Below are 18,189 nucleotides of genomic sequence, written 5' to 3'. Positions count from 1 at the left end.
AGAGAAGACGCGATGGACAAGAAAGTCGAAGACAGCACCTATGACGTCGAGGCGATCCGCCGCGACTTTCCCATTCTGTCGCGCCAGGTCTATGGCAAGCCGCTCGTCTATCTCGACAACGGCGCCTCGGCCCAGAAGCCGCAGGTGGTGATCGACACGGTCAACCACGCCTATTCGAACGAATACGCCAACGTCCATCGCGGCTTGCATTTCCTCTCCAACGCCGCCACCGAGGCTTACGAAAAGGCGCGCGAAAGCGCCCGCCGCTTCCTCAATGCCGGCAGCGCCGAGGAGATCGTCTTCACCAAGTCGGCAACGGAAGCGATCAACACGGTCGCTTACGGCTACGGCATGCCGAACATCGGCGAGGGCGACGAGATCGTGCTCTCGATCATGGAGCATCACTCCAACATCGTGCCGTGGCACTTCATCCGCGAGCGCCAGGGCGCCAAGCTGGTCTGGGTGCCGGTCGACGACCTCGGTGCCTTCCACATCGAGGAATTCGAGAAGCGCCTGACCGACCGCACCAAGCTGGTTGCGATCACGCATATGTCGAACGCGCTGGGCACCGTGACGCCGATCAAGGAGATCTGTCGCATTGCCCATGAGCGCGGCATCCCGGTGCTGGTCGACGGCAGCCAGGCCGCCGTGCATATGCCGGTCGACGTGCGCGACCTCGACGTCGACTTCTATATCTTCACCGGCCACAAGGTCTACGGACCGTCCGGCATCGGCGTGCTCTACGGCAAGCGCGAGATGCTCGAGAAGATGCGGCCCTTCCAGGGCGGCGGCGAGATGATCGTCGAGGTGACCGAGGACATCGTCACCTACAACGAGCCGCCGCACCGCTTCGAAGCGGGCACGCCGCCGATCGTCGAGGCGATCGGCCTGGGTGCCGCGCTCGACTACATGGACGGCATCGGCCGCGAGCGCATCGCCGCCCACGAGGCTACCTTGCGCGACTACGCCCACGAGCGGCTGCGCGCCATCAACTCGCTGCGCATCTTCGGCGAGGCGCCGGGCAAGGGCGCCATCGTCTCCTTCGAGCTGCAGGGCATCCACGCCCATGACGTGTCGATGGTCATCGACCGCCAGGGCGTCGCCGTGCGCGCCGGCACGCATTGCGCCCAGCCGCTGTTGAAACGCTTCGGCGTAACCTCCACATGCAGGGCGTCCTTCGGCATGTACAATACGAAGGCCGAGATCGACGTCCTGGCCGAAGCGCTTGAAAAGGCGCGCAAATTCTTCGGGTGAGCACCATGGAAGACGCTATCGCCGCGACCACTGAAGAGACCGCCCCGGACACGGCCGGCAAGGGCATCTTCTCCGCCTCCGCCATTCCCGCCGACGAACTGGCGCGCCTGACCGACGACATCGTCTCGGCGCTGAAGACGGTCTACGACCCGGAAATCCCGGCCGACATCTACGAGCTCGGCCTCGTCTACAAGATCGACATCGAGGACGACCGCACGGTCAAGATCGACATGACCCTAACGGCGCCCGGCTGCCCCGTCGCCGGTGAAATGCCCGGCTGGGTGCAGAACGCCGTCGGCGCCGTCGAGGGCGTGTCGGGCGTCGAGGTCAACATGACCTTCGACCCGCCCTGGACCCCCGACCGCATGTCGGAAGAGGCCCAGGTCGCGGTGGGGTGGTACTGAGGTCAGTCGACCTTGCCGCCGTTGGCGAGGGCGTATGATCGAAGTGTTTCGAAGAAGCTGCCAAATTCGGACCGCCGGCCAGGATGCATGATCCATATGGCATCTGTCTGAAGTCGGTTGATTTTGGCGCCGCGGGTCAGAGTTAGGCTCTCCCACGCCGCGTCGCCGAGTTGAACTTCAACGGCAATGTCGCGCTGCCTGCCGCGAAAAGCCGTGGAGACAATCGAAAGCCGCTCGACGGAGGTCCAGGGCACTGTTTCAGGCGCAATGTTGGTGTCCATGAAACCTTGAGGCGATAGCCTCAATACTCTGTGTCTCCCGGAGACCAGTTTGATCACCTCGGAGAGGCAGATCAGCAAGAGCGCTGCCACCGCGACAGATCCCAGCAAGCGCACGAACATTGGCAGGCCAGATCCCGCCCAGAACCCAAAAGCGGCAATTGGAGCAACGGAGCACAGAACGAAAATTCGAGTAGCAACATCGCCGGACTTTTCTTCAAAAACTCTAGTGTAGGTTGTCTCGATAGGACCTGTCATTTTTTGAAACCAGTCGTTCGACTTTCAGAGTATTTCTGCAAACGTCCTTACAATGGCAGGAAACGCGAAAGGCAAATAGTGATCGCGAAGCCTTGCCATCGCAGCGAGGTTCGACCATCTATAGATTATTCCGTCGGCCTTTAACCGGCGTGCAATGGAGTACGAAATGGGACGCTTCGCCGTCATCTCAATGACCGACAGGGCCGCCGAGCGCGTGCGCGAGATCATGGCCACGCGCGAGAACGCTCAAGGCATCCGCCTCGGCATCAAGAAGGGCGGCTGCGCCGGCATGGAATACACGGTCGACCTGGTGACCGAGCCGAACCCCAAGGACGACCACATCGAGCGCGACGGCGCCCATGTCTATGTCGCGCCGGAGGCGGCGCTGTTCCTGTTCGGCACCGAGATGGATTTCGAGGTGACGGCGCTGCGCACCGGCTTCACCTTCCACAACCCGAACCAGAGCTCGGCCTGCGGCTGCGGCGAATCCGTCGAGCTCAAGCCCGCCGACCTCAAGGCGCTGGCCGAGGCACGCGCGCAAGGCGCTGCCTAGGCGCCTTCCGATGAGCGCCAAGGCCTATCGCTGGCGGTGCTCATGTTGCGGTGAAGATCACGTCGGCCTGCCGATGGACATGATGTTCGGCGAGCCTGTCGATTGGGACGCGCTCGACGATGCGACCCGTGCCGCTTCGACCTTGGACGACGACTTCTGCGAGGTGCGCCATTCGACCGGCGAGGTCGACCGCTTCATCCGCTGCCTTCTGCCGCTGCCTGTGCCGAGGATGTGCAGTGAGTTTCGCCTCGGCGTCTGGATGTCGGTTTCGGAGCGAAGCTGGGACATCTACGGCGTGGGCTTCGCCTCCGGCACTTATGCCGAAGACGGCTGCTTCGGCTACCTGATGCACGACGTGCCCGACTATTCCGGGTCCATGTTCTTCAATGCCGATGTCTGGTTTCAGCCCGCGCGACTTCGGCCACGCGTCGCGCTCCACGAGACCGACCATCCCTTGTTCCTCGCCCAGCGCGACGGAATCGAACCTGCCCAGATCGAGCGCTGGGCAGCCCTGATGCACAGCCAGAGTTGAGGGGAACAGATGAGCGACGAAGCCATCCGCGAGGTTTTCTCCGGCCTTGGTGACGTCACGATCAGAAAGATGTTCGGCGGCAAGGGCATCTACCACGATGGCCTGATCGTCGGCGTCGAGGTGCGCGGCGAGATCCTGCTCAAGGCCGATGCGGTGAGCGCGCCCGACTTCGAGGCGGCGGGCGCCAGGCGCTGGACCGATGCCGGCGGCCGGCCGGTCAACATGCCCTACTGGACCATTCCCGAAAGTGCCGTCGACGATCCGGACGAACTCGCCGTCTGGACGCGCAAGGCTTTTGAAGCCGCCCTGCGCGCCCGGAAGTAGTCTGGCGAGGCTCCAGCTTGGGTTCCTCGCCCCCACGAAAGTGGGGGAGAGGTGGTTCGCCATGAGCTTGTCGAAGGGGCGAACCGGTGAGGGGGCTTTTCCGGGCCTTGGTGAGCGGCAGGCCTCCACCGGTCCTCATCCTGAGGTGCTCGCCGGAAGGGCGAGCCTCGAAGGACGCACGTGCCCTCGTCTCGATCTGCCCCTCATCCCCCTGCCGGGACCTTCTCCCCGCAGGCGGGGAGAAGGAGGCTGGCCGCAAACGCCGCCACTTCTCCCTTCTCCCCGTTCACGGGGAGAAGGTCCCGGCAGGGGGATGAGGGGCCGGTCAAGGTCCGTGAAGGCTGGCCTCAGAGCGCCTTGGCGATCCTGGCCGCCAGGCGGGCGTTGTTTTCCACCAGGGCGATGTTGGTCTTGAGGCTGGCGCCGTTGGTCAGTTCGAGGATCTTGGCGAGCAGGAACGGCGTCACCGCCTTGCCGGAGATGTTCTGGACCTCGGCCGCCTTCTGCGCCGCCTCGATGTAGCCGGCCATCCTGTCGGCGGGGATCTCGTCGCTCTCCGGCACCGGGTTGGCCACCAGCATGCCGCCGCCAAGGCCGAGCGCGCCGCGCGTCGCATGCAGGCGCGCGATCTTCTCGGGCGCGTCGAGGCGCAGCGGCGCCGCATAGGGCGACTTGCGCGACCAGAACGCCGGCACGATGTCGGAGCCGTAGGCGACCACCGGCACGCCGCGCGTCTCCAGCACCTCGAGCGTCTTTTCGATGTCGAGGATCGCCTTGGCCCCGGCCGAGACGACGATCACAGGCGTGCGCGCCAGTTCGTCCAGGTCGGCCGAGATGTCAAAACTCTTCTCGGCGCCCTTGTGCACGCCGCCGATGCCGCCGGTGGCGAACACCCTGATGCCGGCGAGGTGTGCCGCGATCATCGTCGCCGCCACCGTCGTGCCGCCGGTGCGGCCTTCGGCGACCGCATAGGCGATGTCGGCGCGCGACAGCTTCATGGCGCCGCCGGTCATGGCCAGCGATTCGCGCTCGCCGTCGGACAGGCCGATCTTGATGCGGCCGCCGATCACCGCGATGGTCGCGGGCACGGCACCCTCGTCGGAGATGATCTTCTCGACATTGGCGGCCATGGCGCTGTTGTCGGGATAGGGCATGCCGTGGGTGATGATGGTGCTTTCGAGCGCCACCACCGGCTTGCCGGCGGCGATGGCGGCGGCGACCGGAGCGTGGACGTCGATGAAGGGGCGGGCGGTTTCAGGCGTCATCTTGATCTCCATGGGCGGCCTCATGCCATTTCGGCGGCGTGGGGCACAAGGGCGAGGACCTCGTCGAAGGCCCCGGCGTCGAGTTCGGGCACGGCCGAGGGGCTCTCTATCGCAAGTACGGCTGCGGCGATGCCTTCCCGCAGCGCGGCATCGAGCCGCAAGCCGCGCATCAGGGCTACCGTCGTCGCACCCGCCAGCGCGTCGCCCGCGCCGGTGACGTCGACGATCCTGCGGGGGGCAGGGGGCGCAATGGCGACGAGGCCGTCGCCGTCGAAGGCAAAGACCGCACTTCCGCCCGCCGTGACCACACCGCGCTCGAGGCCTGCGGCCCGCAGGCCCCGGATAAACTCCTCAGGCGTGGCGTCGGTCGCGATGCCCGCCAGCACCGCCGCCTCGCGCCGGTTCATGTAGAGGCACGACAGCCTGTCGAGGATCGGTCCGAGCCGCACCGCCTTGGCCGGCGAGATCGCGATGGCGAACAGCGGCTTGCCCGCAATCTCGGCGAGCTTCGAGAGTGCGGCTTCCGGCAGGTTGGCGTCGCACAGCACGGCATCCGCGCCTTCCACCGCCTCGCGCGCCTTGGCGCGCCTGAGCTGCTTGGCGAAGGCCAGTTCGTAGAGCTCCATGTCGGCAAGTGCGGCCACCACGTCGCCGTCGCGGTCGAGCAGCGCGGTGTAGCTGGGCGTGGCGCGGTCGAGGAAGATCGCCGACAGGTCCTCGATGCCGCTGGCAGCGATCGCGGCTGCGACCGCGTCGCCCGCCGCGTCGCCGCCGCGCATCGACATCATCGTGCCGCTGGCGCCGCGCTGCACCGCGCCGCGCAGGGCATTGAATGCGCCGCCGCCGACATCCTCCCGCATCGCGCCGGGGATCGAGGCGCCCGGAACGAAGGGGGCGGTCATCCGGCCGCGACGGTCCACATGCGCGCCGCCGACGGCGAGGATTCTGGGTGATTTCATGCAGGCATTGTCCGGTAGTCGATCCAGGCGGCGAACTTAGAGCATTTTGCAGCCAGACGGAATCGTCTGGCGTCGCACGAATGTGGCCGGGAAAAACAGCCACGGCGGCGGAATCGCATTCGTCGGAATGCCCGCCGCGACAGTGTTCCTTGCCCGCAGCGGCAACCGGGGCAACGAATCGCGTTTGCGCGGCCTGGCGGCGGAAAACCTCGTTGCGGCATGCGACATCGCATCACGCTCCGGCAGAAAACGAAAAAAGAACACGATACCAATTATTGTTATATATCAAAATGTTGGGTGCTCTTGCCAAATGAGAACAAAACAGATACAAATTTACCTCGACATTGGATCGAGCGGCCTTCATTGATGACCAGGGGGTGATGTATCATGGCGCAGAATTCGTTGCGGCTTGTAGAGGACAATTCGGTGGACAAATCTAAGGCTCTGGACGCGGCGCTGTCGCAGATCGAACGCGCCTTCGGCAAGGGCTCGATCATGCGGCTCGGTGCCAACGAGCAGGTTGTCGAGATCGGTACGGTCTCCACCGGTTCGCTCGGCCTCGACATCGCGCTCGGCGTCGGCGGCCTGCCGCGCGGTCGCATCATCGAGGTCTACGGTCCGGAAAGCTCCGGTAAGACGACGCTCGCCCTGCACACGGTCGCCGAGGCCCAGAAGAAGGGCGGCATCTGCGCCTTCGTCGACGCCGAACACGCGCTCGACCCGGTCTATGCCCGCAAGCTGGGCGTCGATCTCGAAAACCTTCTGATCTCGCAGCCCGATACGGGCGAGCAGGCGCTGGAGATCTGCGACACGCTGGTGCGTTCGGGCGCCATCGACGTGCTGGTGGTCGACTCGGTCGCGGCACTCACCCCGCGCGCCGAAATCGAGGGTGAGATGGGCGAGTCGCTGCCGGGCCTCCAGGCTCGCCTGATGAGCCAGGCGCTGCGCAAGCTCACCGCGTCGATCTCGCGCTCCAACACCATGGTCATCTTCATCAACCAGATCCGCATGAAGATCGGCGTCATGTACGGCTCGCCGGAAACCACCACCGGCGGCAACGCGCTCAAGTTCTACGCCTCGGTCCGCCTCGACATCCGCCGCATCGGTTCGGTCAAGGATCGCGACGAGGTCGTCGGCAACCAGACCCGCGTCAAGGTCGTCAAGAACAAGCTGGCCCCGCCCTTCAAGCAGGTCGAGTTCGACATCATGTATGGCGAGGGCGTGTCGAAGACCGGCGAGCTAATCGACCTCGGCGTCAAGGCCGGTGTCGTCGAGAAGTCGGGCGCCTGGTTCTCCTACAATTCGCAGCGCCTCGGCCAGGGGCGTGAGAATGCCAAGCAGTTCCTGCGCAACAATCCCGAGACGGCGCGCGAGATCGAGACCGCGCTGCGCCAGAATGCCGGCCTGATCGCCGAGAAGTTCCTGGAGAACGGCTCGCGCGAAGACTTCGAGGACGATGCCGGCGCCATGTGAGCGCGTGGCGGCCGAGAGGGCGCAGTTTCCGCCGCCTCCCGCTAGGACTACAGCTTCCAGGGATGACCGCCGGCCTTCGTGCCGGCGGTTTTCGTTTGGGCCAGGCGGTTTCGCCGGCCGAACGGCCTGCAAATGCCGGATTTCCGGCTTCTTGGGCGTCCGGGGTTTCTGGACAGGGTAAGGGTGGACGGCTAAAAGGCCAGTTCCAAATTCCGCCGGCAAATGGCGGACATCTCGATCAGGGCGGCGACAAGGCGACAATATGAGTGGCGTAAACGAGATCCGGTCGGCATTCCTCGACTATTTCAAGAAGAACGGACACGAGATCGTATCCTCCAGTCCGCTGGTGCCGCGCAACGACCCCACGCTGATGTTCACCAACGCCGGCATGGTGCAGTTCAAGAACGTCTTCACCGGGCTTGAGACGCGCCCCTATTCGCGCGCGGCCACCGCGCAGAAATGCGTCCGCGCCGGCGGCAAGCACAACGACCTCGACAATGTCGGCTACACCGCCCGCCATCTCACCTTCTTCGAGATGCTCGGCAACTTCTCCTTCGGCGACTATTTCAAGGAGCGCGCCATCGAGCTCGCCTGGAACCTGATCACCAAGGAGTTCGGGCTGAAGAAGGACAAGCTGCTCGTCACCGTCTACCACACCGACGACGAGGCGGCGAACCACTGGAAGAAGATCGCCGGCTTCTCCGACGACCGCATCATCCGCATCGCCACCTCGGACAATTTCTGGGCGATGGGCGATACCGGCCCTTGCGGTCCGTGCTCGGAAATCTTCATCGACCGCGGCGAGCATATCTGGGGCGGCCCTCCCGGCAGCCCCGAGGAGGACGGCGACCGCTTCCTCGAGTTCTGGAATCTCGTCTTCATGCAATACGAGCAGGTGACGAAGGACGAGCGCATCGACCTGCCGCGTCCGTCGATCGACACCGGCATGGGCCTCGAGCGCATGGCCTCGATCATGCAGGGCGTGGAGAGCGTCTTCGAGACCGACCTGTTCCGTCACCTCATCGACACCACGTCGTCGGCGATAGGGCGCGGCCCGGACGAGGGCAATGTCGGCTCCTACCGCGTCATCGCCGACCACCTGCGTTCGTCCTGCTTCCTCGTCGCCGATGGCGTCCTGCCGTCCAACGAGGGGCGCGGTTACGTGCTTCGCCGCATCATGCGCCGCGCCATGCGCCACGCGCAGCTGCTCGGCGCCGGCGAGCCGCTGATGTGGAAGCTGGTCCCGGCGCTGGTGCGCGAGATGGGCCAGGCCTATCCCGAGCTCGGCCGTGGCGAGGCGCTCATCACCGAGACGCTCAAGCTGGAGGAAACCCGCTTCAGGAAGACGCTCGCCCGCGGCCTCGGGCTCCTGGCCGACGCGACCGAGACGCTGGGCTCCGGCGACATGCTCGATGGCGAGACGGCCTTCAGGCTCTACGACACCTACGGCTTCCCGCTCGACCTGACGCAGGACGCGCTGCGCCAGCGCCACATCTCGGTCGATCTCGCCGGCTTCAACGACGCGATGGAGCGGCAGAAGGCCGAGGCCCGCGCCAACTGGGCGGGCTCGGGCGAGGCGGCGACCGAAACCGTCTGGTTCGCCGTGCGCGAGAAGGCGGGCGCGACCGACTTCCTCGGCTACGAGACGGAGCAGGCCGAGGGCGTGGTGCTCACCCTCATCAGGGACGGCGCGGTGGTCGACGCAGCGAAGGAAGGCGAGGAGGTTGCGGTCGTCGTCAACCAGACGCCGTTCTATGGCGAGTCCGGCGGCCAGATGGGCGACAGCGGCACGATCTCGGGCGAAGGCTTCGCCATCGAGGTGACGGACACCCAGAAGAAGGCCGACGGTCTGTTCGTCCATTACGGCAAGGTGACCAAGGGGGCGCTCAAGACCGGCGTCGCCGTCGAGCTGAAGGTCGACCACGCCCGCCGCTCGAAGCTGCGCGCCAACCATTCGGCCACCCACCTCATCCACGAGGCGCTGCGCGAGGTGCTCGGCACCCATGTCGCGCAGAAGGGCTCGCTGGTGGCGCCCGAGCGCCTGCGTTTCGACATCTCGCACAACAAGCCGATTTCCGCAGACGAGCTCGAGGAAGTCGAGCGCATGTCGAACGAGATCGTCATCCAGAACAGCCCCGTCACGACCCGCCTGATGACCGTCGACGACGCCATTGCCGAGGGTGCCATGGCGCTGTTCGGCGAGAAGTACGGCGACGAGGTCCGCGTCGTTTCGATGGGCACCGGCCTGCACGGCGCCAAGGCCAACCGGCCCTATTCGGTCGAACTCTGCGGCGGCACCCACGTGTCGGCCACCGGCGACATCGGCCTGGTGCGCATCGTCTCCGACGGTGCGGTCGCGGCCGGCGTGCGCCGCATCGAGGCGCTGACGGGCGATGCCGCCCGCCGCCACCTCGACGAGCAGGACCGCCGCCTCAAGTCGGTCGCGGCATCCCTCAAGGTGGCGCCCGGCGACGTGCTCGCCCGCGTCGAGGCGCTGCTCGACGAGCGCAAGAAGCTCGAGAGGGAACTCACCGACGCCCGCAAGAAGCTCGCAATGGGCGGCGGTGCGGGCGGCTCGGCCGATGCGGTGCGCGACATCGCGGGTGTGAAGTATCTCGGCAAGGTGGTCTCCGGCGTCGATCCCAAGGATCTCAAGGGTCTCGCCGACGAAGGCAAGGCCGGTCTCGGCTCGGGCGTCGTCACGCTGATCGGCGTCTCCGAAGACGGCAAGGCAAGTGCGGTCGTCGCCGTCACCGCGGACCTCGTCGGCCGCTTCAGCGCCGTCGACCTGGTGCGTGTTGCTTCCGCAGCCCTCGGCGGCAAGGGCGGCGGCGGGCGGCCCGACATGGCCCAGGCTGGTGGCCCCGACGCCACCAAGGCCGACGACGCCGTCGAGGCGGTCGCCGGGGCGATGGCCGGCTGATCGCACCGGCCCACGCGAATCTCACGGTTCTGAAAAGGCGGAGGCTTCGGCTTCCGCCTTTTTCATTTGGGGGCAGGCACCACGCTTCATCATCCCGAGGCGCCCGCGAAGCGGGCCCCACAGGACACACGGGAACAGCGCGCCGTGAAAAGAAAAAAGCCCCGGATCGCTCCGGGGCTTTTGTCGTTTCAGAAGGCTGGGATCAGCCCATCGCCTTCTGCAGGTTCTCGTCGATCTTGTCGAGGAAACCGGTGGTCGACAGCCAGGGCTGGTCCGGACCGATCAGCAGCGACAGGTCCTTGGTCATGAAGCCCGACTCGACGGTCTGGATGCAGACCTTTTCGAGCGTCTCGGCAAAGCGCTTCAGCTCGGCGTTCTCGTCGAGCTTGGCGCGGTGCGCGAGACCGCGGGTCCAGGCGAAGATCGAGGCGATCGAGTTGGTCGAGGTTTCCTCGCCCTTCTGGTGCTGGCGGTAATGGCGGGTCACGGTGCCGTGCGCGGCTTCCGCTTCCACGGTCTTGCCGTCCGGCGTCATCAGAACCGAGGTCATCAGGCCGAGCGAGCCGAAGCCTTGCGCCACAGTGTCCGACTGCACGTCGCCGTCATAGTTCTTGCAGGCCCAGACATAGCCGCCCGACCACTTCAGGCTGGATGCCACCATGTCGTCGATCAGGCGGTGTTCGTACCAGAGCTTGCGCGCCTTGAACTCGGCCTCGAATTCCTTCTCGTAGACTTCCTGGAAGATGTCCTTGAAGCGGCCGTCATAGGCCTTGAGGATGGTGTTCTTGGTCGAGAGATAGACCGGATAGTTGCGCAGCAGGCCGTAGTTCAGCGAGGCACGGGCGAATTCGCGGATCGACTCGTCGAGGTTGTACATGGCCATCGCCACGCCGGCGCCCGGTGCGTCGAACACGTCGTGTTCGATCACCTGGCCGTCGTCGCCGACGAACTTGATCGACAGCTTGCCCTTGCCCGGGTACTTGAAATCGGTCGCCTTGTACTGGTCGCCGAAGGCGTGGCGGCCGACGATGATCGGCTTGGTCCAGCCCGGCACCAGGCGCGGCACGTTCTTCATGATGATCGGCTCGCGGAAGATGGTGCCGCCGAGGATGTTGCGGATCGTGCCGTTGGGCGACTTCCACATCTTCTTGAGCTTGAACTCCTCGACGCGCTGCTCGTCGGGGGTGATGGTCGCGCACTTCACGCCCACGCCCCACTTGTTGATGGCGTTGGCGGCGTCGATCGTCACCTGGTCGTTGGTGGCGTCGCGGTGCTCGATGCCGAGGTCGTAGTATTCGAGGTTCAGGTCGAGATAAGGGTGGATCAGCTTGTCCTTGATGAACTGCCAGATGATGCGGGTCATCTCGTCGCCGTCGAGTTCGACGACGGGGTTGGCCACCTTGATCTTCGCCATGGAAAGTGCCTCTTTCTGCTTGAAGCCGGTCGGCTCCGGAGCGGTTCGTGATAGGGAGTGCGGCCCCTATATCAAAGCCGACCGGGCCGCGCAAATGATTGCAACTGCTACATTTGGCGCACTTCGCCGACAATGTATGAGAGGCGCCCGGCCGGCGCCTTGAGGTATCGCCCGCGTTATCGCTTCTTCTTGGCTCCGGGCTGCTTCGCGGGCATGGCGCCGACGAACCGCGACGCCATGGCGATCCATCGCGCGAGTGCGGCGCCGTCCAGTTCCTCGGTCGCCACCATGATGAAGCCCTTCATCTCGCGGCCGGTGAAGTTCATGCGCGTCGCGCCCGGTCTCGACAGCGCCTCGGCTTCCTGCTCCTCGCCAACGCGGGCGAGCAGGGTGCCGTCCTTCATCGTGCCCACCATCATGTTGCCGTTGAGGGTGAAGCAGATGCCGCCGAACATGCGGATCTCGCCGATATTTGGGTCTTCGCCCACCACCGCCCGGATGCGTTCCGCCAGATCGCTCATGCGCCCGTTCCTTACCGGAACTTCATTTTCCGCGCCGAATATGTCAGGGACGCGCAAAAGTCGCAATTTTTGGTTCAATCGCATTCATGTCCGCCACAGAAGCACCCCAGCCATCCGCCGCGCCCGTCATCATCCTCGTCGAGCCGCAGCTCGGCGAAAACATCGGCATGGTGGCGCGCGCCATGGCCAATTTCGGCGTTACCGAACTCAGGCTCGTCAATCCGCGCGACGGCTGGCCGAACGAGAAGGCGCGGGCTGCCGCCAGCCGCGCCGACCATGTCATCGACGGCGTCGTGGTCTTCCCCGATCTCGCCTCGGCCATCGCCGACCTGAACTTCGTCTTCGCCACCACCGCGCGCGAGCGCGACGGCTTCAAGGAAGTCCGGGGCCCGGTCGAGGCGGGCAGGGCGCTTCGCGCGCGCAGCGTCTTAGGCCAGCGCACCGGCATCCTGTTCGGGCGCGAGCGCTTCGGCCTCTACAACGAAGAGGTCGGCCTGGCCGACGAGATCGTCACCTTCCCGGTCGATCCCGGCTTTTCCTCGCTCAACATCGCCCAGGCGGTGCTGCTCATGTCCTATGAGTGGATGAAGTCGGGGCTGGAGGACGAGACCAGGACCAATTTCTCTGGTCCCGAAATGGCGCCGGCCACCAAGCAGCAGCTGCAGGGCCTGTTCGACCACCTCGAAGCCGCGCTCGAATCCCGCGGCTATTTCCGACCGGCGGCCAAGAAGCCGAAGATGGTCGACAATCTGCGCGCCGTGCTCACCCGCGCCGGTTTCCACGAGCCCGAGCTCAAGGTTCTGCGCGGCGTCGTAGCCTCGCTCGACTATTTCTCGCCCAAGGAGCCGCGCGGCGCCGGCTACCCCGAGCGCAAGGCCAAGGTCGACCATGCCGCGCACGCAGCGGCCAGGGACAATGACGACGACGACACGCCGCCCGTCGGCGGCAAGGGGCTCGACAATGACTGACCGCCCGATCCTGATGTTCGATTCGGGCATCGGGGGACTGACCGTGCTGCGCGAGGCGCGCGTGCTCATGCCCGACCGGCGTTTCGTCTATGTCGCCGACGATGCCGCCTTTCCCTATGGCAATTGGGAGGAGCCGGCGCTGAAGCAGCGCATCCTCGGCCTGTTCGCCGAACTGCTCGAGCGCTTCAAGCCGGAGCTGTCGGTCATCCCCTGCAACACGGCCTCCACGCTGGTCATCGAGGCGATCCGCGAGCGTTTCCCCGGGCATCCCTTCGTCGGCACCGTGCCGGCGATCAAGCCGGCGGCCGAGCGCACCCGCTCTGGCCTCGTGTCGGTGCTGGCGACGCCCGGCACGGTGAAGCGGCAGTACACGCGCGACCTCATCACCCAGTGGGCGTCCAAGTGCCATGTCCGGCTCGTCGGCAGCCAGAAGCTGGCAGCCCTCGCCGAGACCTACATGCGCGACGGGTTCGTCGACGAGCAGGCCGTCGCCGAGGAGATCGCCCCGTGCTTCGTCGAGCAGGACGGCCGGCGCACCGACATCGTCGTGCTCGCCTGCACCCACTATCCGTTCCTGGTCAACCGCATGCGCAAGACCGCCCCCTGGCCGGTCGACTGGATCGATCCGGCGGAGGCGATCGCGCGGCGGGCTCTGTCCCTGCTCAACGGCTCGCAGGCGACGCGGCCGGTCGAACCCGACCTTGCCGTCTTCACCTCCGGCAGGGCCGATTTCGCCACGCGCCGCCTCATGCAGGGCTTTGGCCTGACGGTCTGAGCGGAACGCTGGCCGCCGGCAGGCGTTTCCGCTTCTCAACGGAAGGAGATGCGACATGCCTGCCACATCCAGAGCCCAGCAGAAGGCTGCCGGCGCAGCCCTCGCCGCCAAGCGCGGCGAGATCAAGAAGAGCGAACTCTTCGGTGCCTCGAAGGAAATGTACGCAACGATGACCGAAAAGGAACTCGAGGAGTTCGCCGAGACGAAGCACAAGGGTCTGCCGGAGCACAAGGCCAAGCATGAGCCCGCCAGACCCTGTTTCGTTTGCCCTCAGTAGCCCGCGGTGAAGCGCTTGCCCCTGTGTTGCGGCGCCTCCGCCTCGTCGACGATCGCGACGGCCAGGTCCTCGACCGAGATGTGGCTCTGGCCGTTGGCGTCGAACACCGGCTGGTCGCCGCCGAGGCGGAACTGCCCGGTGCGCTTGCCTGGTGCGAGATGGATGGCGGGCGAGACGAACGACCATTCGAGACCGGCCTGACCGTGCAGGTCCGCGAGCGCGTCGCGGGCGGCGCGCGCACCGTCCTTGTATTCGGCCGGGAATTCGGGGCCGTCGACGAGTTGTTTGCCGCCGATCTCCAGGCTGCCGGCGCCGCCGATCACGACGATGCGCTTGCCTGCGGCCTTCGCAGCCGCTGCGATCGCCTTCGATCCGGCGAAGTGCTTGTCATAGATCTCCGGGTCGCCCCATCCGCCGTTGAATGCCGAAACGACGACGTCGCTGCCGGCTATGGCCGCATTCAGGGCGTCGGCGTCGGTGACGTCGGCTTTTACCGCGTCCACGCCGTCCAGCCTGGCCACCTTCTCGGGCTTGCGGACGATTGCCGTCACCTTGTGGCCGCGCGAGGCGGCTTCCTTGAGCACTGCGCCGCCGACGAAACCGGATGCGCCGATGAGTGCGATCTTCATGCTTGTTCTCCTTTGCGCCGCTTTGCCTTTGCCGGGCAAAGCAGGTATGATCTGCAATCAGGTTACCAACGATAACCATATAGACTCGACGCGAAGGCCCGAAAAGAACGCATGATTTCGTGCCCAGGTTACCCGGAGAGAACCGCATGAACGCTCCCGCAACGCCCCGGGAGGCGGCCCCGCTGCTGCACGCCACGCCCGGCTTCGAAAGCGACGGCCGCAGCTGTCCGATACGCGATGTGCTGGATCGTGTCGGCGACACCTGGAGCCTGATGGTCATCATCAACCTGCAGGAGCAGCCGGTGCGCTTCAACGCGCTGAAGCGGGCGATCGAGGGCATTTCCCAGCGCATGCTGACGGTGACGCTGCGCTCGCTCGAACGTGACGGGCTGGTGCGCCGCACGGTGCGCCCGACGACGCCGCCGGAGGTGGAGTACGGGCTGACCGAGCTCGGCCAGTCGATCGCCGTGCCCATCGGCGCGCTCGGCGGCTGGGCCGCCGCCAACCGCGACCGGATGCGCAGTGCCCGCGAGGCTTTCGACGCGCCCGGCTGATTGCAGCGCATGAATCGGAATGCGGCGCTGGCGTTCGGCTCCTAGTCTCACGGCTGATTGTCGAGAAGGAGTGAGCGGATGGACGCCCGACGCATGCAGGCACCGGATATCGTCGAGAACCTTGATTGGGACCGTGTCCTTGGCGAACTCGACGAGTTCGGCGTTGCCCCTACGGGCCCGTTGCTCGACCGCGAGACGTGCCGTGGCCTGCGGGCGCTCTACGACGCCGACCGGCATTTCCGCAGCCGCATTGTCATGCAGCGCCACGGTTTCGGCGCCGGCGAGTACAAATATTTCGCCGATCCGCTGCCCGAGACGATCTCCGTGCTGCGCCATGCCTTCTACGAGCGGCTTGCGCCATTCGCCAACCGGTGGAACGAGCGCATGGGCATCGCGCGCCGCTATCCCTCCGAGCTCGACGCCTTCCTGGCCGAATGCCATGCCGACGGCCAGGTCAGGCCGACGCCGCTGCTGCTCAAATATGGCGCCGGCGACTACAATTGCCTGCACCAGGACGTCTACGGCACGCATCTCTTCCCCGTACAGCTGGTGATTCTGCTGAGCGAGCCGGGCGAGGAGTTCGAGGGCGGCGAGTTCGTCATGACCGAGCAGCGCCCGCGCATGCAGTCGCGCGCCGAGGTCGTGCCGCTGCGCATGGGAGAGGGCGCGCTGTTTGCCGTCAACGACCGGCCGAAGGCTGGAAGCCGCGCCGATTACCGGGCAAGGATGCGCCACGGCGTCAGCCGCATCCGCTCGGGCGAGCGTTTCACCCTCGGCATCATCTTCCACGACGCGAAATGAGCCGGCTGCTGGCGAAGCGTTGACATTCCCGCCTGTTTCCCCTAGTTAGCCGCCAACGCCGGGCCGAAACGCCCGGTGTTTCATTTGACGTGTCCCGTGGACCTTTTCCGCAAAGCGTGCGTGGAAGGTCCTGTCAGGTCCCGAAAACGGGGGCCAGAGGAGGGCGCGTTTTCCTCGCCTGGAACGTGAAGTTCCGGGTGCAACGTTTTGAAGGGAAATGCGATGAGCAAGCGCGAATCCGCTAAGTACAAAATCGATCGCCGTCTTGGCGAGAACATCTGGGGCCGCCCGAAGTCCCCGGTCAACAAGCGTGAATACGGCCCCGGCCAGCACGGCCAGCGCCGCAAGGGCAAGATGTCGGACTTCGGTCTGCAGCTGCGCGCCAAGCAGAAGCTGAAGGGTCACTACGGTGACGTTTCCGAGAAGCAGTTCCGCAAGACCTACGAAGAGGCCAACCGCCGCAAGGGCGACACCTCCGAGAACCTGATCGGCCTGCTCGAGTCGCGCCTGGATGCGGTCGTCTACCGCGCCAAGTTCGTGCCGACCATTTTCGCGGCCCGTCAGTTCGTCAACCATGGCCACGTCAACGTCAACGGCAAGCGCACCAACATCTCGTCCTACCGCTGCAAGGCTGGCGACGTGATCGAAGTCCGCGAGAAGTCGAAGCAGCTGGTCATCGTTCTCGAGTCCGTTGCTCTCGCCGAGCGTGACGTTCCGGACTACATCGAAGTCGACCACAACAAGATGGTCGCCACCTTCGCTCGCGTTCCCGGCCTGTCGGACGTTCCGTTCGCCGTCCAGATGGAACCGAACCTCGTCGTCGAATTCTATTCGCGCTAATCCCTTACGGGCTCAGCTTCGAATTCAAGAGAGCGGCCGGCAACGGCCGCTCTTTTCGTTTGCGGCGACGCTTCGGGCACGTCTTGCGCCGAACCGCAATTTGCGGAATACCGCAGGCAACGGGCCGCCGGAGCTTTGGCGGCGCCCGTGGAGTTTCAGGGACCGGATCGATGGGCATTCACGAACAGGACGCGCTGGCCGAGCCGGAGATCGCTTTTCCGCTCTACCGCGATGCGCCTTCGTCTGTGGAGTTCAACAAGCTGCGCAAGCGCCTGCTGCGCCTGACGCGGCAGTCCATCGAGGACTACGCCATGGCCAGGCCCGGCGAGCGCTGGCTGGTGGCGCTGTCGGGCGGCAAGGATTCTTACGGTCTGCTCGCCGTGCTGCTCGATCTCAAATGGCGCGGCCTGCTGCCGGTCGAACTGCTCGCCTGCAACCTCGACCAGGGCCAGCCGAACTTCCCCAAGAACATCCTGCCCGACTATCTCAATGCCAACGGCATCGCCCACCGCATCGAGTATCGCGACACCTATTCCATCGTCACCGACAAGCTCGCCGAGGGCAGCACCTACTGCTCGCTGTGCTCGCGCCTGCGCCGCGGCCATCTCTACCGCATCGCCCGCGAGGAGGGCTGCTCGTCGCTGGTGCTCGGCCACCACCGCGAGGACATCCTCGAGACCTTCTTCATGAACCTGTTCCATGGCGGCCGTCTCGCCGCCATGCCGCCCAAGCTGCTCAATGACGAGGGCGACGTCATGGTGCTCCGCCCGCTGGCCTTCTGTGCCGAGGCCGACATGGCCAAGTTTGCCGAGGGGATGAAATTCCCGATCATCCCCTGCGACCTCTGCGGCAGCCAGGAAGGGCTCCAGCGCAACGCCATGAAGGCGATGCTCGACGACATCGAGCGCCGCATGCCCGGCCGCAAGGACACCATGATCCGCGCGCTCGCCAACGTGCGGCCGTCGCAGATGCTCGACCGCAAGCTGTTTGATTTCGCCGGGCTCGGGGGCGCAGCTGTGGCCGAAATGTGACTCGCCCTTGAGTTGTATGGCGTAGCACTGCTTCGCGGTTGAACTGGCGTACTTCCCCACTTAAGAGTCCGTTTGGAAAGTCAGGGATGGGCATTCCGGCGTAGGAGGTTGCCGCCCATGGCGACGAGGATCATGGCCTGGGAGACGTCAATCCGC

Annotated in this window: 20 protein-coding genes; 14 read left to right on the top strand and 6 right to left on the bottom strand. The window is 65.4% G+C overall.

Going from position 1 to position 18,189, the window contains the following annotated elements; translation table 11 throughout:
* Positions 1 to 12 precede the first annotated feature (12 nt).
* On the top strand, positions 13 to 1,254 hold the full coding sequence (locus tag J2X50_RS06150) for a cysteine desulfurase (protein WP_429092897.1): 1,242 nt from the start codon (positions 13 to 15) through the stop codon (positions 1,252 to 1,254).
* Positions 1,255 to 1,259: 5 nt separating this feature from the next.
* Positions 1,260 to 1,658 carry an SUF system Fe-S cluster assembly protein gene (locus tag J2X50_RS06145; RefSeq protein ID WP_347966763.1) on the top strand — a complete coding sequence of 133 codons (399 nt, stop codon included), beginning with the start codon at positions 1,260 to 1,262 and terminating at the stop codon, positions 1,656 to 1,658.
* Positions 1,659 to 1,660: 2 nt separating this feature from the next.
* On the opposite strand, the gene J2X50_RS06140 is transcribed toward J2X50_RS06145, so the two are convergent.
* The gene (locus J2X50_RS06140) at positions 1,661 to 2,194 is read right to left on the bottom strand and encodes a hypothetical protein (RefSeq protein WP_429092894.1); all 534 of its coding nucleotides are present in this window, start codon (positions 2,192 to 2,194) and stop codon (positions 1,661 to 1,663) included.
* Between the two features lie 166 nt (positions 2,195 to 2,360).
* Here J2X50_RS06140 and sufA point away from each other — a divergent pair, with 166 nt between their 5' ends.
* The 3 genes from sufA to J2X50_RS06125 are packed head-to-tail and all read left to right on the top strand — an operon-like array spanning position 2,361 to position 3,603.
* Positions 2,361 to 2,747 carry a Fe-S cluster assembly scaffold SufA gene (gene sufA, locus J2X50_RS06135; RefSeq protein WP_340037608.1) on the top strand — a complete coding sequence of 129 codons (387 nt, stop codon included), beginning with the start codon at positions 2,361 to 2,363 and terminating at the stop codon, positions 2,745 to 2,747.
* A 10-nt stretch (positions 2,748 to 2,757) separates the two neighbouring features.
* A complete protein-coding gene (locus tag J2X50_RS06130; RefSeq protein ID WP_429092891.1) occupies positions 2,758 to 3,279 on the top strand; it encodes a DUF2199 domain-containing protein in 522 nt (173 codons plus the stop codon).
* A 9-nt stretch (positions 3,280 to 3,288) separates the two neighbouring features.
* Positions 3,289 to 3,603: a TfoX/Sxy family protein gene (locus tag J2X50_RS06125; protein WP_429092888.1), complete on the top strand. Its 315-nt coding sequence runs from the start codon at positions 3,289 to 3,291 to the stop codon at positions 3,601 to 3,603.
* A gap of 347 nt (positions 3,604 to 3,950) precedes the next feature.
* Here J2X50_RS06125 and J2X50_RS06120 read toward each other — a convergent pair whose 3' ends face one another.
* Both J2X50_RS06120 and J2X50_RS06115 read right to left on the bottom strand, forming a co-directional pair.
* On the bottom strand, positions 3,951 to 4,868 hold the full coding sequence (locus tag J2X50_RS06120) for a pseudouridine-5'-phosphate glycosidase (protein WP_429092886.1): 918 nt from the start codon (positions 4,866 to 4,868) through the stop codon (positions 3,951 to 3,953).
* A 20-nt stretch (positions 4,869 to 4,888) separates the two neighbouring features.
* Complete coding sequence (locus tag J2X50_RS06115; protein WP_429092883.1) at positions 4,889 to 5,827, bottom strand: carbohydrate kinase family protein; 939 nt, start codon at positions 5,825 to 5,827, stop codon at positions 4,889 to 4,891.
* A 387-nt stretch (positions 5,828 to 6,214) separates the two neighbouring features.
* Here J2X50_RS06115 and recA point away from each other — a divergent pair, with 387 nt between their 5' ends.
* Positions 6,215 to 7,300 carry a recombinase RecA gene (recA, locus tag J2X50_RS06110; RefSeq protein WP_347966756.1) on the top strand — a complete coding sequence of 362 codons (1,086 nt, stop codon included), beginning with the start codon at positions 6,215 to 6,217 and terminating at the stop codon, positions 7,298 to 7,300.
* A gap of 262 nt (positions 7,301 to 7,562) precedes the next feature.
* Positions 7,563 to 10,223 (top strand): alanine--tRNA ligase, encoded by a 2,661-nt coding sequence (gene alaS, locus J2X50_RS06105; RefSeq protein WP_429092880.1) that lies wholly within the window; start codon positions 7,563 to 7,565, stop codon positions 10,221 to 10,223.
* Between the two features lie 202 nt (positions 10,224 to 10,425).
* On the opposite strand, the gene J2X50_RS06100 is transcribed toward alaS, so the two are convergent.
* Together J2X50_RS06100 and J2X50_RS06095 are read right to left on the bottom strand one after the other, a co-directional pair.
* The gene (locus tag J2X50_RS06100) at positions 10,426 to 11,637 is read right to left on the bottom strand and encodes an NADP-dependent isocitrate dehydrogenase (protein WP_429092878.1); all 1,212 of its coding nucleotides are present in this window, start codon (positions 11,635 to 11,637) and stop codon (positions 10,426 to 10,428) included.
* A gap of 176 nt (positions 11,638 to 11,813) precedes the next feature.
* Positions 11,814 to 12,158, bottom strand: a complete 345-nt coding sequence (locus J2X50_RS06095; protein ID WP_429092877.1) for a TfoX/Sxy family protein — start codon at positions 12,156 to 12,158, stop codon at positions 11,814 to 11,816.
* Between the two features lie 86 nt (positions 12,159 to 12,244).
* On the opposite strand from J2X50_RS06095, the gene J2X50_RS06090 reads away from it, so the two are divergent.
* The 3 genes from J2X50_RS06090 to J2X50_RS06080 are packed head-to-tail and all read left to right on the top strand — an operon-like array spanning position 12,245 to position 14,178.
* Entirely contained in the window at positions 12,245 to 13,126 is an 882-nt protein-coding gene (locus tag J2X50_RS06090) for an RNA methyltransferase (RefSeq protein WP_429092874.1), read from the top strand.
* Positions 13,119 to 13,901 carry a glutamate racemase gene (gene murI, locus J2X50_RS06085; RefSeq protein WP_429092872.1) on the top strand — a complete coding sequence of 261 codons (783 nt, stop codon included), beginning with the start codon at positions 13,119 to 13,121 and terminating at the stop codon, positions 13,899 to 13,901. Before J2X50_RS06090 ends, murI begins: the two co-directional genes overlap by 8 nt.
* 55 nt (positions 13,902 to 13,956) lie before the next feature.
* Positions 13,957 to 14,178: a DUF3008 family protein gene (locus tag J2X50_RS06080; RefSeq protein WP_429092869.1), complete on the top strand. Its 222-nt coding sequence runs from the start codon at positions 13,957 to 13,959 to the stop codon at positions 14,176 to 14,178.
* Here the strand turns inward: J2X50_RS06080 and J2X50_RS06075 are convergent.
* Positions 14,172 to 14,807 carry an NAD(P)-dependent oxidoreductase gene (locus J2X50_RS06075; protein WP_429092866.1) on the bottom strand — a complete coding sequence of 212 codons (636 nt, stop codon included), beginning with the start codon at positions 14,805 to 14,807 and terminating at the stop codon, positions 14,172 to 14,174. The two genes, J2X50_RS06080 and J2X50_RS06075, sit on opposite strands and share 7 nt — an antisense overlap.
* Positions 14,808 to 14,953: 146 nt before the next feature.
* Between J2X50_RS06075 and J2X50_RS06070 the strand changes: the two genes are divergently transcribed.
* The 4 genes from J2X50_RS06070 to ttcA all read left to right on the top strand — a co-directional run bounded on the left by J2X50_RS06070 (position 14,954) and on the right by ttcA (position 18,033).
* On the top strand, positions 14,954 to 15,361 hold the full coding sequence (locus tag J2X50_RS06070) for a winged helix-turn-helix transcriptional regulator (RefSeq protein WP_429092864.1): 408 nt from the start codon (positions 14,954 to 14,956) through the stop codon (positions 15,359 to 15,361).
* A gap of 78 nt (positions 15,362 to 15,439) precedes the next feature.
* Positions 15,440 to 16,162 carry a 2OG-Fe(II) oxygenase gene (locus J2X50_RS06065; protein ID WP_429092862.1) on the top strand — a complete coding sequence of 241 codons (723 nt, stop codon included), beginning with the start codon at positions 15,440 to 15,442 and terminating at the stop codon, positions 16,160 to 16,162.
* A 222-nt stretch (positions 16,163 to 16,384) separates the two neighbouring features.
* Positions 16,385 to 17,002, top strand: coding sequence for a 30S ribosomal protein S4 (gene rpsD / locus J2X50_RS06060; protein ID WP_347966746.1), 618 nt, complete (start codon positions 16,385 to 16,387; stop codon positions 17,000 to 17,002).
* A gap of 170 nt (positions 17,003 to 17,172) precedes the next feature.
* Positions 17,173 to 18,033, top strand: coding sequence for a tRNA 2-thiocytidine(32) synthetase TtcA (gene ttcA, locus J2X50_RS06055; RefSeq protein WP_429092858.1), 861 nt, complete (start codon positions 17,173 to 17,175; stop codon positions 18,031 to 18,033).
* The last annotated feature ends 156 nt before the right edge of the window (positions 18,034 to 18,189 follow it).

It is taken from the genome of Aminobacter sp. BE322 (assembly GCF_050433525.1).
GTDB lineage: Bacteria > Pseudomonadota > Alphaproteobacteria > Rhizobiales > Rhizobiaceae > Aminobacter.
The sequence above is the reverse complement of the archived record's forward strand: the minus strand, read 5'-3'. Positions and strand labels throughout refer to the sequence as shown.

Bases quoted from the DNA above. Each gene is read 5' to 3' on its own strand.
- J2X50_RS06150 (WP_429092897.1), top strand. From the start codon at position 13: ATGGACAAGAAAGTCGAAGACAGCACCTATGACGTCGAGGCGATCCGC.
- J2X50_RS06145 (WP_347966763.1), top strand. From the start codon at position 1,260: ATGGAAGACGCTATCGCCGCGACCACTGAAGAGACCGCCCCGGACACG.
- J2X50_RS06140 (WP_429092894.1), bottom strand. From the start codon at position 2,194: ATGACAGGTCCTATCGAGACAACCTACACTAGAGTTTTTGAAGAAAAG.
- sufA (WP_340037608.1), top strand. From the start codon at position 2,361: ATGGGACGCTTCGCCGTCATCTCAATGACCGACAGGGCCGCCGAGCGC.
- J2X50_RS06130 (WP_429092891.1), top strand. From the start codon at position 2,758: ATGAGCGCCAAGGCCTATCGCTGGCGGTGCTCATGTTGCGGTGAAGAT.
- J2X50_RS06125 (WP_429092888.1), top strand. From the start codon at position 3,289: ATGAGCGACGAAGCCATCCGCGAGGTTTTCTCCGGCCTTGGTGACGTC.
- J2X50_RS06120 (WP_429092886.1), bottom strand. From the start codon at position 4,868: ATGACGCCTGAAACCGCCCGCCCCTTCATCGACGTCCACGCTCCGGTC.
- J2X50_RS06115 (WP_429092883.1), bottom strand. From the start codon at position 5,827: ATGAAATCACCCAGAATCCTCGCCGTCGGCGGCGCGCATGTGGACCGT.
- recA (WP_347966756.1), top strand. From the start codon at position 6,215: ATGGCGCAGAATTCGTTGCGGCTTGTAGAGGACAATTCGGTGGACAAA.
- alaS (WP_429092880.1), top strand. From the start codon at position 7,563: ATGAGTGGCGTAAACGAGATCCGGTCGGCATTCCTCGACTATTTCAAG.
- J2X50_RS06100 (WP_429092878.1), bottom strand. From the start codon at position 11,637: ATGGCGAAGATCAAGGTGGCCAACCCCGTCGTCGAACTCGACGGCGAC.
- J2X50_RS06095 (WP_429092877.1), bottom strand. From the start codon at position 12,158: ATGAGCGATCTGGCGGAACGCATCCGGGCGGTGGTGGGCGAAGACCCA.
- J2X50_RS06090 (WP_429092874.1), top strand. From the start codon at position 12,245: ATGTCCGCCACAGAAGCACCCCAGCCATCCGCCGCGCCCGTCATCATC.
- murI (WP_429092872.1), top strand. From the start codon at position 13,119: ATGACTGACCGCCCGATCCTGATGTTCGATTCGGGCATCGGGGGACTG.
- J2X50_RS06080 (WP_429092869.1), top strand. From the start codon at position 13,957: ATGCCTGCCACATCCAGAGCCCAGCAGAAGGCTGCCGGCGCAGCCCTC.
- J2X50_RS06075 (WP_429092866.1), bottom strand. From the start codon at position 14,807: ATGAAGATCGCACTCATCGGCGCATCCGGTTTCGTCGGCGGCGCAGTG.
- J2X50_RS06070 (WP_429092864.1), top strand. From the start codon at position 14,954: ATGAACGCTCCCGCAACGCCCCGGGAGGCGGCCCCGCTGCTGCACGCC.
- J2X50_RS06065 (WP_429092862.1), top strand. From the start codon at position 15,440: ATGGACGCCCGACGCATGCAGGCACCGGATATCGTCGAGAACCTTGAT.
- rpsD (WP_347966746.1), top strand. From the start codon at position 16,385: ATGAGCAAGCGCGAATCCGCTAAGTACAAAATCGATCGCCGTCTTGGC.
- ttcA (WP_429092858.1), top strand. From the start codon at position 17,173: ATGGGCATTCACGAACAGGACGCGCTGGCCGAGCCGGAGATCGCTTTT.